The following is a 17032-nucleotide window of genomic DNA, read 5'->3' as shown; positions in this document are numbered from 1 at the left end:
GAGTCCGGCGGCGACGGCCGGTGCCTCCGTGGTCCAGCTCAACCCGGCCTCCCCCGCCGCGCCCGCACCGTCGACCGGAGGTGCGGGCCGATGAGCACGCCACGTCAGCCGTCCGGAGGCTCCGGCAACGGCCGCCGCCAGCCGTCCAAGGGCGCCGCGCCCCGCGCGGCCGCGCCGCGCGGCCAGTCCGCCGGCAAGGCCCAGCCCGCGAAGGGACAGCCCGTCAAGGGACAGTCCGCGAAGGGACAGCCCGTCAAGGGGCAGCCCGCGAAGGGGCAGCCGGCCAAGGGCCAGCCCGCCAAGGCCGCCGTCGCCCGTACGCCCCGGGCACCGCAGCAGCGCCGCCCCGAGGGCCGCCCGCCGGCCCGGAGCCAGGCCGCCGTCCGGCCGCGCCGCCCGCAGCGCCCCAAGGCGCTCCGGCTGGCCGAGCCCAAGCGCCGCCTGCGGGTGATCACCGTGGTGATGTCGCTGGTGTTCTCGGTGTTCGCCGGCCGCCTGGTGCAGCTCCAGCTGCTGGACTCCGACGCGCTGGCCGCCGACGCCAACACCAACCGCTACCTGAACATCCCGATCACCGCCGAGCGCGGCTCGATAACGTCCTCCGACGGGGTGGCGCTGGCCGCCACCGTCGACGCGTACGACATCACCGCCGACCCGGCGATGTTCACCCCGGCGGCGACCGGCATCCCGGACGCCCCGGAGCAGGCGGCCGCCCTGCTGTCGCCGATCCTCGGCGTGCCCAAGGACAAGATCGCCGCCGACCTGCACACCCCCAAGACCCGCTACAAGCGGCTCGCCGCCCAGCAGACCCCGGCCACCAAGAGCCAGATCAGCGACCTCAAGGCGGGCCTGGAGAAGCAGGCCGGCTCGCGGACCTGCCAGGCCCAGAAGCGGCAGCTGACCAAGGCCGCCGACCAGGGCGGACGCACCCGGGTCGACAACGAGTGCGCCAACCCGCTGGCCGGGGTGTTCAACCGGGAGACCCAGAAGCGGATCTACCCCGCCGACGGCCTGGCCGCCAACCTGGTCGGCTTCGTCAACGGCGAGGGCGAGGGCGCCGGCGGCCTGGAGCTCCAGTACCAGAAGCAGCTGGCCGGCAAGGACGGGCACAGCAGCTACGCCCAGGCGGGCGGCCGGCTGGTGCCCACCGCCGGGGGCTCGATGGACCCGGCCGTGCCCGGCACCGACGTGAAGCTGACCATCAACCGGGACATCCAGTGGGCCGCCCAGCGGGCGCTCACCGACCAGGTCGCCAACTCCGGGGCGGAGAAGGGCTACGTCGTCGTCCAGGACGTGAAGACCGGTCAGGTCCTCGCGATGGCCACCGCGCCCGGCTTCAACCCGAACGACCTGAGCACCGCCAAGCAGTCCCAGATGGGCAACGCCGCGCTGGTCGACGCGTACGAGCCGGGCAGCACCGCCAAGCTGATGACCCTGGGAGCCGTTCTGGACACCGGCAAGGCCACCTGGGACACCAAGGTCACGGTGCCCTACCCGCTGGTCCGGGCCGGCCAGCAGTTCAAGGACGACGTCGTACACAACACCTGGTACCTGACCCTGGCCGGGGTGCTGGCCAAGTCCTCCAACATCGGCACCATCGAGGCCATGGAGACGCTCGGCGACGGCGACCAGCTGAAGGCCAACCAGATCCTGGACAGCTACATGCGCAAGTTCGGCGTCGCCCAGCCGACCGGCCTGAACTTCCCCGGCGAGACGGCCGGGAAGCTCAAGAAGCCGGAGGACCTGGTCGCCTCGGAGAAGTACAACACCTCCTTCGGCCAGGGCCCGATGCAGATGAACGCGCTGCAGGCCACCTCGGTGTACTCGACCATCGCCAACGGCGGCGTCCGGGTCGCGCCCAGCATCGTCCAGGGCACCACCAGCCCGGACGGCAAGTACACCGCGACCCCGCCGGGCGAGCAGACCCGGGTGGTCAGCGAAGAGACCGCCAAGACCCTCACCTCGATGCTGGAGTCGGTCGTCGACGACGAGCAGGGCACCGGCGGCAAGGCCGCCATCCCCGGCTACCGGGTCGCCGGCAAGACCGGCACCGCCAACCGGGGGGCCGCAAACGGCGTCGGCTACGACGGCTACACCGCCTCCTTCATCGGCTTCGCCCCCGCCGACGCCCCCCGGTACACCGTCTCCTGCACCCTCCAGGGGCCGGTCAACGGCCACTTCGGCGGCCAGCTGTGCGGACCGGTGTTCAAGCAGGTGATGGAGTTCACCCTGAAGACCATGCAGGTCCCGCCGAGCGGCAGCGAGGCGCCCAACCTGCCCGTCGAGTGGAAGCCGTGAGCGAGCATGAGCAACGAGCGGGTCGGGCCGGACGGCGGCGCGGCGAAGGGCCGGTTTGGCCCTGGACACCCTTCGGCGGATAGCCTTCCCGCCGTGCCGAAACCCGATCAAATCACCGTGAGTCCGCCCCGCCCGGCCGGGACCGCCGCCCTGCCGCTCGCCGAACTGGCCCGCCAGCTGGGCCTCGACCCCGTCGAGGGGGGCCTCGTCAGCGGCGTCACCCACGACTCCCGGGCGGTGCGCCCCGGCGACGTGTACGTGGCCTTCCCCGGCGCCAACCACCACGGCGCGGCCTTCGCGGCCCAGGCCGCGGCGGCGGGCGCGGCGGCGCTGCTCACCGACCCGGCCGGCGCCGAGCTGGCGGCCGGCACCGGCCTGCCGCTGCTGGTCGTCGACCGGCCGCGGGCCCGGATGGGCGAGCTCGCGGCAGCCGTCTACGGCCGCCCCTCCGAGCGGCTGCTGATGATCGGGCTGACCGGCACCAACGGCAAGACCACCACCTCCTACCTGGTCGAGGGCGGCCTGCTCGGCGCCGGGCGCGCCCCCGGGGTGATCGGCACCGTCGAGATGCGGGTCGGCGACGAGCGGATCAAGAGCGAGCGCACCACCCCCGAGGCCACCGACCTGCACGCGATCCTCGGCGTGATGGCCGAGCGCGGCGCGGACGCGGTGACCATGGAGGTCTCCAGCCACGCGCTGGTCTACGGCCGCACCGACGGGGTGACGTACGACGTCTCCCTGTTCAACAACCTCACCCCCGAGCACCTCGACTTCCACCCGGACATGGAGGACTACTTCCAGGCGAAGGCCCGGCTCTTCCAGCCCGGCAAGTCCCGCCACGGCGTGGTCAACGTGGACGACGAGTACGGCCGCCGGCTGGCCGCCGAGGCCAAGATCCCGGTGACCACCTTCTCCGCCACCGGCGCCGTCGAGGCCGACTGGCGGGCCGTGGACGTCCAGCTCGGCCCGGTCGGCTCCACCTTCCGGGTGCTCGGCCCGGACGGCGCCGAGGCCGACGCGGCCGTGCCGCTGCCCGGCCCGTTCAACGTGGCCAACGCGCTCGCCGCGATCACCCTGCTGGTCGCCGCCGGCCTGCCGCTGGAGCGGGCCGTGGCCGGCGTCGCCGCGGTGCCCGGCGTGCCGGGCCGGCTGGAGCGGGTGGACGCCGGACAGGCGTTCGTCGCCGTGGTCGACTACGCGCACAAGCCGGACGCCCTCCAGGCCGTCCTCGGCTCGCTGCGCGAGGTCACCAAGGGCCGGCTGCACGTCGTCGTCGGCTGCGGCGGAGACCGCGACCCGCACAAGCGCGGCCCGATGGGCGCCATCGCCGCCCGGCTCGCCGACACCGCCCTGCTGACCAGCGACAACCCGCGCAGCGAGGACCCGCTGGCGATCCTCGCCAGCATGCTGACCGGCGCCGCAGCGGTGCCCGAGGCCGAGCGCGGGACCGTCCTGGTCGTCCCCGACCGGGCCGAGGCGATCCGGATCGCCGTCGCCCGCGCCCACGCCGGGGACACCGTGCTGGTGGCCGGCAAGGGCCACGAACTTGGCCAGTACGTACGAGACGAGATCCGCCCCTTCGACGACCGGGAGGTGCTGCGCGAATCCATCACGCAGACCACGGCCGCCCGGGGCGACCGAGGAGTAGAGCAGCAGTGATCGCACTGACCCTCGCCGAGGTGGCCGCCGCAGTCGGGGGCACCCTGGACGGCGCCGACCCCGGCGCCCTGGTGACCGGCCCGGTCGAGGTCGACTCGCGGAAGGTGCGCCCCGGCGGCCTGTTCGCGGCCTTCGTCGGCGAGCACGTGGACGGCCACGACTACGCCGCCGTCGCGGTCGGGGCCGGCGCCGTCGCGGTGCTGGCCGACCACCCGGTCGGCGTGCCCGCCGTCCTGGTCGACAGTGTGGTGGACGCGCTCGGCAAGCTGGCCCGGACCGTGGTCGCCCGCGCCGAGGGCACCGCCGTCGTCGCGCTGACCGGCTCGGCCGGCAAGACCAGCACCAAGGACCTGATCGCGCAGCTGTTGCAGCGCATCGGCGACACGGTCTACCCGCCCGGCTCGCTCAACAACGAGATCGGCCACCCGATGACCGCGCTGCGGGTCGAGCCCGGCACCCGGCACCTGGTCATGGAGATGGGCGCCCGGCACAAGGGCGACATCGAGTACCTCACCTCGATCACCCCGCCCCGGATCGGCCTGGTGCTGAACGTCGGCACCGCGCACGTCGGCGAGTTCGGCTCGCAGGAGGCGATCGCCGAGGCGAAGGGCGAACTCGTCGAGGCGCTGCCCGCCGACGGCGCCGCGATCCTCAACGCGGACGACCGGCTGGTGCGCGCGATGGCCAGCCGTACCAGGGCGAAGGTGGTCCTGTTCGGGGAATCCCCGGACGCCCACGTCCGGGCGACGAACGTTCAGCTGGACGCCGCCGGACGGCCGTCCTTCACGCTCACCACCCCGGCCGGTTCCGCGCCCGTGCAGCTGCGCCTGTACGGTGAGCACCACGTCTCGAACGCCCTCGCCGCCGCTGCGGTGGCGGTGGAGCTCGGGATGTCCGTCGACGACACCGCGACCGCCCTGGGCGAAGCGGGTGCGCTGTCCCGCTGGCGCATGGAGGTCGTCGACCGGGCCGATGGTGTCACCGTCGTCAACGACGCCTACAACGCGAACCCCGACTCGATGCGGGCCGCGCTGCGGGCGCTGGTCTCGATGGGGGGACGCGGCCCGGAGCGCCGCCGCACCTGGGCGGTGCTCGGCGAGATGCGGGAGCTCGGCGAGGAGAGCCTGGCCGAGCACGACGCCATCGGGCGGCTCGCCGTCCGACTGGACGTCACCAAGCTGGTGGCGGTCGGTGGACGCGAGGCGGCCTGCATGGAACTCGGCGCGAGGAACGAAGGTTCGTGGGGTGAGGAGTCGGTGCTGGTGTCCGACGCGGACGCGGCGGTCGAGCTGCTGCGCAGTCAACTTCGGCCGGGGGATGTGGTCCTGGTGAAGGCGTCCCGTTCGGTGGGGCTGGAGAAGGTGGCCGAGGCCCTCCTCTCGGACGGTGTGGCCGCGTAATGAAGCAGATCCTCTTCTCCGGCATGATCGGCCTGATCCTGTCGCTGGCCGGCACCCCCGCCCTGATCAAGCTGCTCGCCCGGCAGGGCTACGGCCAGTACATCCGTGACGACGGGCCGAAGGCGCACCACAGCAAGAAGGGCACGCCCACCATGGGCGGCATCGCCTTCATCCTGGCGACCCTGATCGCCTACTTCGGGACCAAGGCGATAACGGGCGAGAGCCCGACCGCCTCCGGCCTGCTGGTGCTCTTCCTGACGGCGGGTCTGGGCCTGGTCGGCTTCCTGGACGACTACATCAAGGTGGTCAAGCGCCGCTCGCTCGGTCTGCGGGCCAAGGCGAAGCTGGCCGGCCAGTCCATCGTCGGCCTGGCCTTCGCCGTGCTGGCGCTGCAGTTCCACGACGACCGCGGGCTCACCCCGGCGTCCCAGCACCTGTCCTTCGTGCGGGACTACGGCTGGTCGATCGGCCCCGTGCTGTTCGTCATCTTCGCCTACTTCATGATCGCCGCGACCTCCAACGGCGTGAACCTGACGGACGGTCTGGACGGCCTCGCCACCGGTGCCTCGGTGATGGCCTTCGGCGCCTACACCTTCATCGGCGTCTGGGAGTACGGGCAGAGCTGCGCCTACTCCGTCACCGCGACCGTCAGCTGCTACGACGTCCGCGACCCGCTGGACCTCGCGGTGGTCGCCGCCGCCCTGATGGGCTCCTGCTTCGGCTTCCTCTGGTGGAACACCTCGCCCGCCAAGATCTTCATGGGCGACACCGGCTCGCTCGCCCTCGGCGGCGCCCTGGCCGGCCTGGCGATCTGCTCGCGCACCGAGCTGCTGCTGATCCTGCTCGGCGGCCTCTTCATGATCATCACCCTGTCGGTGATCATCCAGGTCGGCTCGTTCCGGATGACCGGCAAGCGCGTCTTCAAGATGGCACCACTGCAGCACCACTTCGAACTCAAGGGCTGGAGCGAAGTCCTGGTCGTGGTCCGGTTCTGGATCATCCAAGGACTCTGCGTGGCCGTCGGCCTCGGCCTCTTCTACGCGGGATACCGGACCGGATGACGAACCCCCAGTTGATCAATTCGCAGTTCGTGAAGCTGCCCGTCGTCGTCGCCGGGCTCGGCGTCTCCGGCATCAGCGCCGCGCGCGTCCTGCACGGCCTCGGCGCCCACGTCACCGTGGTGGACGGCGGCAGCGGCGCGGGCCTGGCCGCCCGGGCCGCCGAGCTGGAGGCGCTCGGCGTCACCGTCCGCCTCGGCGACGGCGACAGCCTGCCCGAGGGCACCCGGCTGGTCGTCACCTCGCCCGGCTGGGCGCCCGACCGCCCGCTGTTCGCCGCCGCCGCGGCGGCCGGCATCGAGGTCTGGGGCGACGTCGAACTCGCCTGGCGCCTGCGCCGGCCGCTGCCCGCCACCGGCGAGCCCGCCCCCTGGCTGGCCGTCACCGGCACCAACGGCAAGACCACCACCGTCCAGATGCTCGCCTCGATCCTCACCGCCGCCGGCCGGCGTACCGCTGCCGTCGGCAACGTCGGGGTGTCGGTGCTGGACGCGGTCCTCGCCGAGGAGCCCTACGACGTGCTCGCCGTCGAGCTCTCCAGCTACCAGCTGCACTGGGCGCCCTCGCTGCGCCCGCACTCGGCGGTCGTGCTCAACCTGGCCCCCGACCACCTCGACTGGCACGGCTCGATGGAGGCGTACGCCGCCGACAAGGGCCGGATCTACCAGGGCAACGCCGTCGCCTGCGTGTACAACCTGGCCGACCCGGCCACCGAGGCGCTGGTCCGCGAGGCCGACGTCGAGGAGGGCTGCCGGGCGATCGGCTTCGGCCTCGGCGCGCCCGCCCTGTCGAACCTCGGCGTGGTCGACGGGCTGCTGGTGGACCGCGCGTTCGTGGCCGACCGGGCCAAGAACGCGGTCGAGCTGGGCGCCGTCGAGGACGTCAACCCACCGGCCCCGCACAACATCGCCAACGCGCTCGCCGCGGCGGCGCTGGCCCGGGCGTACGGCGTCGAGCCGAAGGCCGTCCGGGAGGGCCTGCGGGCCTTCCGCCCGGACGCCCACCGGATCGCCGAGGTCGGCGTGGTCGGCGAGGTCACCTACATCGACGACTCCAAGGCCACCAACACCCACGCCGCCGCCGCCTCGCTGGCCTCCTACCGGCCGGTCGTCTGGATCGCCGGCGGCCTGGCCAAGGGCGCGACCTTCGACGACCTGGTCCAGGGCGCCGCCGGGCGGCTGCGCGCGGCCGTGCTGATCGGCGAGGACCGCGCGCTGATCCGGGAGGCGCTGGAGCGACACGCTCCGGATGTCCCGGTGATCGAGGCGGCCGAGGGCCAGACTGGCGCGGTGGCGATGGCGGAGGTCGTCCGGACGGCCGCCTCGCTCGCCCGGTCGGGTGACACGGTGCTGCTGGCACCGGCCTGCGCCTCGATGGACATGTTCACCAACTACGGCGAGCGCGGCGACCTCTTCGCCGCCGCGGTCCGGCAGCTGGCGGACCGCGGGGAGTGAGCCGAAGGGCCGTGCCGGGCCGACGCGGCCCGGCGGCGGGTGAGCCGTGAAGAGAGAGTGAGCGGGGAGTGGCTGGGCAGGGCAGGGCGGGTTCCGGAGCACCGGAGCGGGAGGCCGCCGAGCCGTGGCGCGTGATCTCGGCCACCACGACCAAGTACAAGTCGGCCGGACCGCTGGCCCGGGTACGGGCCTTCCGGTACCGGGTGCGGTACTGGCTGGACCGGCCGCTCACGCCCTACCTGCTCGTCATCGGCACGACGCTGCTGCTGGTGGTGCTCGGCCTGATGATGGTCTTCTCGGCCTCGCAGATCCTCGCCCTGGGCCAGCACCACTCGGCGCAGTACTACTTCCTCAAGCAGCTGATCGCGGCCATCCTCGGCCTGGTCCTGCTGATCGGCTTCGCCTCCGTGCCGCTGGCGGTGCTGCGGGTGATCGTCTACCCGGTGATGTTCGGGGTGATCGGCGCGCTCGCGCTGGTCGCCGTGCCCGGCATCGGGGTGCGGATCAACGGCAACCAGAACTGGCTGGACTTCGGCTTCTTCCAGTTCCAGCCCTCGGAGTTCGCCAAGCTCGCGCTGGTGCTCTGGGGCGCCGACCTGCTCGCCCGCAAGCAGAAGGCCGGCACCCTCACCACCTGGAAGCACCTGCTCGTCCCGCTGGTGCCGGGCGCCCTGCTGCTGCTCGCGCTGATCATGCTCGGCGGCGACATGGGCACCTCGATGATCCTGGTGGCGATGCTGTTCGCGATGCTCTGGATGGTCGGCGCGCCGCTGCGGCTGTTCGTGGCCACCGTAGGGGTGGCCGTGGTCGTCTGCACCGCGCTGGTGATCAGCGTCCCGCACCGGGCGGAGCGCCTGGGCTGCATCGGCGTCACCAAGCCCGACCCCGACGGGGCCTGCTTCCAGGCGCTGCACGGCGTCTACTCGTTCGCGCTCGGCGGAGGCTTCGGCACCGGCCTCGGTGCCGGCGTGGAGAAATGGGGCCAGCTGCCCGAGGCGCACACCGACTTCATCTTCGCCGCGACCGGCGAGGAACTGGGCCTGGTGGGGACGCTGTCGGTGATCGGTCTCTTCGCGGCACTAGGCTACGCGGGTATCCGTGTGGCCATCGGTACGAAGGACCCCTTCGTCAGGTACGCCGCGGGAGCCGCCACCACCTGGATCATGGCGCAGGCCATGATCAACCTGGGGTCGGCGCTGGGACTGCTGCCCATCGCGGGCGTCCCGCTCCCGCTGTTCTCCTACGGGGGTTCCGCCATGCTGTCGGCCATGTCCGCGATCGGAGTGCTGCTGTGCCTGGCGCGCAGCACCTCGGGCGCGAAGGCGGCGCTGGCCGCCCGGAGCAAGAACTCCCGGATCAGGAGACGACTGGCCCGGGTGCTGCCACGACGACGAACCACAGCGCGCCCGGCCCCGGGGCCGGCACGCAGGGAGCGGTGAATTTCGGTGCATGTCGTACTCGCCGGCGGGGGGACCGCCGGTCACATCGAGCCGGCGCTGGCCCTCGCGGACGCCCTCCGCAGGCACGACCCGTCCATCGGGATCACCGCCCTGGGAACCGAGCGCGGACTGGAGACCCGGCTGGTGCCGGAACGCGGCTACCAGCTGGAGCTGATTCCGGCCGTCCCGCTGCCCCGTAAGCCCACCCCCGAGCTGATCACCGTCCCCGGCCGGCTGCGCGGCACCGTCCGGGCCGCCCAGGAGATCATCGAGCGGGTCAACGCGGACGCCGTGGTCGGCTTCGGCGGCTACGTCGCGATGCCCGCCTACCTGGCCGCCAAGCGGGCCGGCGTGCCGATCGTGGTGCACGAGGCGAACGCCCGTCCGGGTCTGGCCAACAAGATCGGCGCCCGCTACACGGACTTCGTCGCGGTCTCCACGCCGGACAGCAAGCTGCGCGACTCCCGGTACATCGGCATCCCGCTGCGCCGGACCATCGCCACCCTGGACCGGGGCGCCGCCAGGCCGGAGGCCCGGCACTACTTCGGCCTCGACCAGCGGCTGCCCACCCTGCTGGTCTCCGGCGGCTCCCAGGGCGCGCGCCGGCTCAACGAGGTGGTCACCGCGATCGCCCCGCGGCTCCAGCAGTACGGCGTGCAGATCCTGCACGCCGTCGGCCCGAAGAACGAGCTGCCGCAGGTCGAGGACATCCCCGGGATGCCGCCGTACCGCGCGGTGCCGTACGTCGACCGGATGGACCTCGCCTACGCGGCGGCGGACCTGATGCTCTGCCGGGCCGGTGCCATGACCGTCGCCGAGCTGGCCGCCGTCGGGCTGCCCGCCGCGTTCGTCCCGCTGCCTATCGGCAACGGCGAGCAGCGGCTGAACGCCCAGCCGATGGTCAAGGCCGGCGGCGGCCTGCTGGTGGACGACGCCGAGCTGACCCCGGAATGGGTGCTGCAGAACGTGCTGCCGGTGCTCACCGACCCGCAGCGGCTGTGGGACATGAGCCGGGCCGCCGCCGAGTTCGGCCGCCGGGACGCCGACGACCTGCTGGTCGGCATGGTCTACGAGGCCATCCAGGCCTCCCGCGGCGGTCGCCGCCGTGGCTGACGGCCGGCTCGCCGACCCGCTGGAGGAAGAGCTGGAGGCCGAGGAGTCCGCTCCTCGGCTCCGGCTCTCCCGGCGGGGCATCGTGGTGCTGAGCGTGCTCGGCGCCGCGGTGCTGGGCGTGCTGGCCTGGGTGGTGTTCTTCTCCTCGGTGCTGGACGTGCGCGAGGTCGCGGTCCAGGGGCCGAAGGACGAGAAGCTGACGGCGGACCAGGTCCGCGAGGCGATCGGCGGGATCGGTGACGGCCCGCTGGCCAGAGTGGACCTGGACGCCGTCCAGCACCGGGTGGAGGCGATCCCCCGGGTGGCGAAGGCCGAGGTGTGGCGGGGCTGGCCGCACACCCTGCGGGTGAAGGTCGTCCAGCGTACGGCGGTGGCGGCCGTCAAGGGGGAGGACGGTCAGTTCACCCAGGTGGACGCCGTCGGCGTGAGCTTCGCCACCGAGGCGGCCCCGCCGGAGGGGGTGCCGGTGGTGGAACTGCGGCTCAGTCAGCAGGCGAAGGACGCGGACGGGGTGATCTCCCGTGCGCAGCTGGTGCAGGGCGCGGTGTCGGTGGCCGCCGGACTGCCGTCCGAGGTGGCGAAGCGGGCCGGAGCGGTGCTGGTGCACTCGTACGACGATATTCAGCTGCAGCTCAGCGGGGGTGCGACGGTGCGCTGGGGGAGCCCGGAGCAGACCGATCGCAAGGCCCGGACACTGGTCGCGTTGATGGCTCAGAAGGGCTCGAACTTCGACGTGAGTGCGCCGGAGGCGCCGGCGGTGTCGGGATGATCCGGTAGGTTCTGTGCCTGAGGGAGGGGTTGACGCTGTGAAGTGTCGGCCCGACCCTTGGTGGTCACCCCGGTTTCATATGCCGGCCGATGATCACATAGGCTCAAAAGAAAAGGGGAAGCTCGGCGTGTTCGTTGAAACACGTGCCTGGAGCCACCTAGTGTCCTGTGTCACCAGACTGTGCCCCCTGGTGATGTGACGGAGGCACAGGACTAACCCTAAAGGTCAAGTTTAGGGTTGGGGTCGGCGGTCGGCATTTCGGACATTCAGTCAGAAACCAGGCTCCCTACCCATCGACATCCGTCGGTACGATCCCCCGTCGGGTCGGACCGACCCGGAAATTCGAGGCGAGAGGCCTTCGACGTGGCAGCACCGCAGAACTACCTCGCAGTCATCAAGGTCGTCGGAATCGGCGGCGGTGGTGTCAACGCCATCAACCGGATGATCGAGGTCGGTCTCAAGGGCGTCGAGTTCATCGCGATCAACACCGATGCGCAGGCCCTCCTGATGAGCGACGCCGACGTCAAGCTCGATGTGGGCCGTGAACTCACCCGGGGCCTCGGCGCCGGCGCCAACCCCGAGGTCGGCCGCAAGGCCGCCGAGGACCACCGCGAGGAGATCGAGGAGGTCCTCAAGGGGGCCGACATGGTCTTCGTCACCGCGGGTGAGGGTGGTGGCACGGGCACGGGCGGCGCGCCCGTGGTCGCCAACATCGCCCGTTCGCTCGGCGCCCTGACCATCGGCGTGGTCACCCGGCCCTTCACCTTCGAGGGCCGCCGCCGCGCCAACCAGGCCGAGGACGGCATCGCGAGCCTGCGCGAAGAGGTCGACACCCTCATCGTGATCCCCAACGACCGGCTGCTGTCCATTTCGGACCGCCAGGTCAGCGTGCTCGACGCGTTCCGCTCGGCCGACCAGGTCCTGCTCTCCGGTGTCCAGGGCATCACCGACCTGATCACCACCCCCGGCCTGATCAACCTCGACTTCGCCGACGTCAAGTCCGTCATGTCGGAGGCCGGTTCGGCGCTCATGGGCATCGGCTCGGCCCGCGGCGAGGACCGCGCCAAGGCGGCCGCCGTGATGGCGATCTCCTCGCCGCTGCTGGAGGCCTCGATCGACGGCGCCCGCGGCGTGCTGCTCTCCATCTCGGGCGGCTCCGACCTCGGCCTGTTCGAGATCAACGAGTCGGCCCAGCTGGTCAGCGAGGCCGCGCACCCCGAGGCCAACATCATCTTCGGCGCGGTCATCGACGACGCGCTCGGCGACGAGGTCCGGGTCACCGTCATCGCGGCCGGCTTCGACGGCGGGCAGCCGCCGGCGATCGTCCGCGACCCGGTGGTCAAGGCCACCCCCGCCGCGGCCACGCCGCCGGCCGCCCCGGAGCGTCCGGCCACCCGGCCGTCCTACGGGAGCATCGGCTCGGTGACCTCCCGTTCGGAGGGGGAGACCCACTCCTCGCCGCGGGCCACCGAGACCGTGACCGCCGCCCCGGTGCCGCCGCAGGTGCAGCCGGTCCGGCAGCCGTACGTCGAGAGCCCGGCGGAGGAGCTCGACGTCCCGGATTTCCTTAAGTGATCGATCACGCCGTACGCGCGGGTGCTCACTTCGCCTTCACCGACAGGTGGGGCGGGGTGAGCACTTCGCCGTACGGGGAGCTCAACCTCGGCGGGGCGGTGGGGGACGACCCGGAGACCGTCCGGGAGAACCGGGCGATCGCCGCCGGGGAGCTCGGGCTCGACCCGGCCGACGTGGTCTGGATGAACCAGGTGCACGGTGCGCAGGTCGCCGTGGTGACGCAGCGCCAGTCGCCGGGGGACGCCCCCACGGTGGACGCAGTGGTCACCGACCGGCCGCTGGCGCTCGCCGTCCTGACCGCCGACTGCACCCCGGTGCTGCTGGCCGATCCGGTGGCGGGCGTGGTGGGCGCGGCCCACGCGGGCCGGCCCGGGCTGGCGGCCGGGGTGGTGCCCGCGGTCGTGCGGGCGATGGTCGAACTGGGGGCCGAACCCGGCCGGATCGCCGCGGCCACCGGCCCGGCGGTCTGCGGTCGGTGCTACGAGGTGCCGGCCGGCCTGCGGGCGGAGGTCGCCGCGGTGGTGCCCGCCGCGTTCGCCGAGACCTCCTGGGGAACGCCGGCGCTGGACGTGGCCGAGGGGGTCGCGGCCCAGCTGGCCGCCGCCGGGGTCACCGAGTTGGTGCGGTCACCGGTCTGCACCCTCGAATCCGCGGACCACTACTCCTATCGCCGCGAGCAGCGCACCGGCCGGCTCGCGAGCTACGTCTGGTTGGGCTCTGATCATTGATGACGAACGACATCTACGGACCGTTCCCGGGGAGTCGCGGCGGCCTTCCCGACCAGAGCTGGCTGGAGACCCTGACGGAGGGGCAGCGGGCCCGGTACGAGGAGCTGGGGACCAACCTCGACGTGGTCGAGCGGCGGATCGCCGATGCCTGTGCGGCTGCCGGACGGCCGCGCGACGAGGTCACCCTGGTCGTCGTCACCAAGACCTACCCCGCCGAGGACACCGCGCTGTTGGCCGGACTGGGTGTGACGGATGTCGCGGAGAACCGCGACCAGGACGCCGCACCCAAGGCAGAGCAGTGCAGAAACCTTCCTCTTGACTGGCACTTCGTCGGACAGCTGCAGACCAACAAGGTCCGCTCGGTCGTCCGGTACGCGAACCACGTGCACTCGGTGGACCGGCTGCGGCTGGTCGGGTCGCTCTCCGCGGCGGTGCTCAAGTCCGAGCGCCCGGAGCTGGGTTGCCTGGTGCAGGTGGCCCTGGACAAGGAGCACGGCGAGGGGGCCCACCGGGCCGGAGTCGCCCCGGAGGATGTCGCGGAACTCACGGACGCGATCGCCGACACGCCCGGCCTGCGGCTGGACGGTGTGATGACCGTCGCTCCGCTGGCCGGTCCGCTCGCCGGGGACCCGCTCCGCGCCTTCGAGCGGCTGACGGAAATCGCAACCGCAGTACGCACGACCCATCCTGCTGCCACCATGGTCTCCGCAGGGATGAGCGGTGACCTTGAGCAGGCGATTGCCGCCGGGGCGACACATGTGCGCGTCGGAACGGCGGTACTCGGAGTGAGGTCACCCCTCAGGTAACGTCACCGGGTAGTAGATCAGACTGCAGGACAAAATAGGACAGAATCTAGCAGCTCCTCGGAGCGCTAGCGAACCGTGGATCGCAGCTCCGCGGCCCCCACCCCAAGAACTCTGACCGGCCGTCGGCCTGACGGGCCGTCGTGGGTGGACCGCGGAATCCGCAGGCAGGGCCGCACGGCCTGGCCGCCGGGACGGAGCCGGTCCGCACGGAGCGAGCAGAGCGAGCGACCATCGGAAGGTGCGCGTTTCGCGAAGCCGCCACCGAGCGCCAGCGAGGTGGCTATGAGCGGAGGAGACAGGAGCATGGCCGGCGCAATGCGCAAGATGGCGGTCTACCTCGGCCTCGTGGAGGACGAGACGTACGACGGTCAGGGGTACGACCCTGACGACGACTACGACGCGGACCCCGAGCCGATTCGAACGGGACAGCGGACCGAGGACATCCCCCGGCCGGCCGCCGCGCCCGCCCCGGTCTCCTCGATCACCCCGCAGCCGGTTCCGGCCGCGGTGCCGATCCGGCAGGAGACCCCGAGGATGGCCCCCGTGTCGTCCATCACACCCGAACGCCGCCACAACCTGGAGAAGAGCGCCCCGGTGATCATGCCCAAGGTAGTGAACGAACGAGAGCCCTACCGCATCACCACGCTGCACCCGCGAACCTACAACGAGGCCCGTACCATCGGGGAACAGTTCCGTGGCGGGACCCCCGTGATCATGAATCTGACCGAGATGGACGACACCGACGCGAAGCGACTCGTAGACTTCGCCGCTGGACTCGTCTTCGGTCTGCACGGCAGTATCGAGCGCGTGACACAGAAGGTGTTCCTGCTGTCGCCTGCTAACGTCGATGTCACGGCGGAGGACAAGGCTCGGATCGCCGAGGGTGGGTTCTTCAACCAGAGCTGACCCGGCCACGACTTTACGTGTGGATCTGATCAACAGTGGATTAGCGACAGGTGACGAGCGGCGGGCCCGAGGGCCCGGAACCGGGGAGAGGGAAACGCGATGGACATCGTGTGGGCGGTGCTCTACTACGCCCTGACCGTCTTCCTGGTGTTCCTGCTTGTGCGACTGGTCATGGACTGGGTCTTCCAGTTCGCGCGTTCGTGGCGGCCCGGCAAGGCCATGGTCCTGGTCCTGGAGGCCACGTACACTGTCACGGATCCGCCGCTCAAGCTTCTTCGGCGGTTCATTCCGCCGTTGCGTTTCGGGGGCGTGGCGCTCGACCTGTCCTTCTTCGTACTGATGATCATTGTGTATGTCCTGATCTCGCTTGTGCGGCCCTAGTCGTAGGTGAGCGATGCGACAGGATGCCGGTGTGCCGACGATCACGTTGAGGTGAAGAGATGCCATTGACCCCCGAGGACGTTCGGAACAAGCAGTTCACGACCGTCCGCCTGCGCGAAGGCTATGACGAGGACGAGGTCGATGCCTTCCTCGACGAGGTCGAAGGAGAGCTGACCCGCCTGCTTCGCGAGAACGAGGACCTGCGCGCCAAGCTGGCCGCCGCGACTCGCGCCGCCGCGCAGAACCAGGCGAACATGCGGAAGGAGCCGCCGCAGGACGCCCGTTCCGGCGCCCCCGTCCCGGCCGCCATATCCGGCCCGCCGGTTCCCGGCCAGCAGGGCCCCGGTCCGCAGCAGCAGCAGATGGGCCCCGGTGGTCCGCAGCAGCAGCAGCAGATGGGCGGCCCGCAGCAGCAGCAGATGGGCAACCAGCCGCTCGGCCTGCCCTCCGGCGCCCCGCAGCTCCCCGCCGGCCCCCAGCAGATGGGCGGCCAGCAGCAGCAGATGAACCAGACCATGGGCGGCCAGCAGCAGCTGGTGCAGCCGATGGGCGGTCAGATGCTCCAGCCCATGGGCGGCCCCGGTGGTCCGCAGCAGATGGGCAACCCGATGGGCCAGGGCATGGGCCAGCAGCAGCAGATGCAGCCGATGGGTGGCCCCATGGGCGGCCCGCCGCAGCAGCAGATGGGCGGCCCGCTCGGCGCCCCCATGCAGCAGCAGGGCCCCGGTGGCGACAGTGCCGCCCGTGTTCTGGCGCTCGCTCAGCAGACCGCCGACCAGGCGATCTCGGAGGCCCGTTCCGAGGCCAACAAGATCGTCGGCGAGGCCCGCAGCCGCGCCGAGGGCCTGGAGCGCGACGCCCGTGCCAAGGCCGACGCCCTGGAGCGGGACGCGCAGGAGAAGCACCGCGTCGCGATGGGCTCGCTGGAGTCCGCGCGCGCCACGCTGGAGCGCAAGGTCGAGGACCTGCGGGCGTTCGAGCGCGAGTACCGGACGCGCCTGAAGTCGTACCTGGAGACCCAGCTGCGCCAGCTGGAGTCGCAGGCCGACGACTCGCTCGCCCCGCCGCGGATCCCCGCCACCGCGTCGCTGCCGCCGGCGGCCTCGTCGATGGCTCCGGCCGGTGCCGGTGCGATGAGCGGTGCCCCGGCCTTCGGTGGCAACCAGCCGGCCTTCGGCGGCAACGCGCCGTCGTTCGGTGGGCAGAGCTCCTTCGGCGGCAACCCGCCGGCGCCGAGCTTCGGCGGCCAGGCGTCCGGTGGCAACACCGGCGCGCCGCAGATGCAGCCGGCCGGGATGACGCAGCCGATGGCGGCCGTCCGCCCGCAGCCTCCGCAGCCGATGCAGCAGGCTCCGGCGCCGATGCGGGGCTTCCTGATCGACGAGGACGGCGACAACTGAGGTTGTAGCACGGCCTTTTGAGAGCGCCCCCTGTTCGACCCACGGG

The 17032-nt window shown here is 71.9% G+C and carries 14 protein-coding genes; all 14 read left to right on the top strand.

What is annotated here, in order from left to right; genetic code table 11:
- The first annotated feature begins 90 nt into the window (after positions 1–90).
- The 14 genes from ACFV61_RS23080 (at position 91) to ACFV61_RS23015 (ending at position 16986) form a co-directional block, all read left to right on the top strand.
- Positions 91–2298, top strand: a complete 2208-nt coding sequence (locus tag ACFV61_RS23080) for a penicillin-binding transpeptidase domain-containing protein (protein WP_380493649.1) — start codon at positions 91–93, stop codon at positions 2296–2298.
- 6 nt (positions 2299–2304) lie between these two features.
- Positions 2305–3957: a UDP-N-acetylmuramoyl-L-alanyl-D-glutamate--2,6-diaminopimelate ligase gene (locus tag ACFV61_RS23075; RefSeq protein ID WP_079135533.1), complete on the top strand. Its 1653-nt coding sequence runs from the start codon at positions 2305–2307 to the stop codon at positions 3955–3957.
- Positions 3954–5357: a UDP-N-acetylmuramoyl-tripeptide--D-alanyl-D-alanine ligase gene (gene murF, locus ACFV61_RS23070; protein ID WP_380426407.1), complete on the top strand. Its 1404-nt coding sequence runs from the start codon at positions 3954–3956 to the stop codon at positions 5355–5357. The genes ACFV61_RS23075 and murF overlap by 4 nt, the downstream gene beginning before the upstream one ends.
- Complete coding sequence (mraY, locus tag ACFV61_RS23065; protein ID WP_063347238.1) at positions 5357–6418, top strand: phospho-N-acetylmuramoyl-pentapeptide-transferase; 1062 nt, start codon at positions 5357–5359, stop codon at positions 6416–6418. The genes murF and mraY overlap by 1 nt, the downstream gene beginning before the upstream one ends.
- On the top strand, positions 6415–7869 hold the full coding sequence (gene murD, locus ACFV61_RS23060) for a UDP-N-acetylmuramoyl-L-alanine--D-glutamate ligase (RefSeq protein WP_380493647.1): 1455 nt from the start codon (positions 6415–6417) through the stop codon (positions 7867–7869). Before mraY ends, murD begins: the two co-directional genes overlap by 4 nt.
- A gap of 68 nt (positions 7870–7937) precedes the next feature.
- Positions 7938–9308 (top strand): putative lipid II flippase FtsW, encoded by a 1371-nt coding sequence (ftsW, locus tag ACFV61_RS23055; RefSeq protein WP_063347236.1) that lies wholly within the window; start codon positions 7938–7940, stop codon positions 9306–9308.
- Positions 9309–9314: 6 nt separating this feature from the next.
- Positions 9315–10421: an undecaprenyldiphospho-muramoylpentapeptide beta-N-acetylglucosaminyltransferase gene (gene murG / locus ACFV61_RS23050; RefSeq protein WP_063347235.1), complete on the top strand. Its 1107-nt coding sequence runs from the start codon at positions 9315–9317 to the stop codon at positions 10419–10421.
- The gene (locus ACFV61_RS23045) at positions 10414–11190 is read left to right on the top strand and encodes a cell division protein FtsQ/DivIB (RefSeq protein ID WP_380493645.1); all 777 of its coding nucleotides are present in this window, start codon (positions 10414–10416) and stop codon (positions 11188–11190) included. The genes murG and ACFV61_RS23045 overlap by 8 nt, the downstream gene beginning before the upstream one ends.
- Positions 11191–11553: 363 nt before the next feature.
- Positions 11554–12765: a cell division protein FtsZ gene (gene ftsZ, locus ACFV61_RS23040; protein WP_380341913.1), complete on the top strand. Its 1212-nt coding sequence runs from the start codon at positions 11554–11556 to the stop codon at positions 12763–12765.
- Complete coding sequence (pgeF, locus tag ACFV61_RS23035; RefSeq protein WP_363368413.1) at positions 12762–13493, top strand: peptidoglycan editing factor PgeF; 732 nt, start codon at positions 12762–12764, stop codon at positions 13491–13493. The genes ftsZ and pgeF overlap by 4 nt, the downstream gene beginning before the upstream one ends.
- Positions 13493–14299: a YggS family pyridoxal phosphate-dependent enzyme gene (locus tag ACFV61_RS23030; protein ID WP_079135532.1), complete on the top strand. Its 807-nt coding sequence runs from the start codon at positions 13493–13495 to the stop codon at positions 14297–14299. The genes pgeF and ACFV61_RS23030 overlap by 1 nt, the downstream gene beginning before the upstream one ends.
- A 303-nt stretch (positions 14300–14602) precedes the next feature.
- Positions 14603–15205 (top strand): cell division protein SepF, encoded by a 603-nt coding sequence (locus ACFV61_RS23025; protein ID WP_031071810.1) that lies wholly within the window; start codon positions 14603–14605, stop codon positions 15203–15205.
- 99 nt (positions 15206–15304) lie between these two features.
- Positions 15305–15586, top strand: a complete 282-nt coding sequence (locus ACFV61_RS23020; RefSeq protein WP_063347232.1) for a YggT family protein — start codon at positions 15305–15307, stop codon at positions 15584–15586.
- 59 nt (positions 15587–15645) lie between these two features.
- Positions 15646–16986 (top strand): DivIVA domain-containing protein, encoded by a 1341-nt coding sequence (locus tag ACFV61_RS23015; protein ID WP_063347231.1) that lies wholly within the window; start codon positions 15646–15648, stop codon positions 16984–16986.
- Positions 16987–17032: the final 46 nt, after the last annotated feature.

Origin of the sequence: Kitasatospora sp. NPDC059817, from assembly GCF_042731835.1 — a bacterium.
GTDB lineage: Bacteria > Actinomycetota > Actinomycetes > Streptomycetales > Streptomycetaceae > Kitasatospora.
This window is presented reverse-complemented; position numbering and strand designations above follow the sequence as displayed.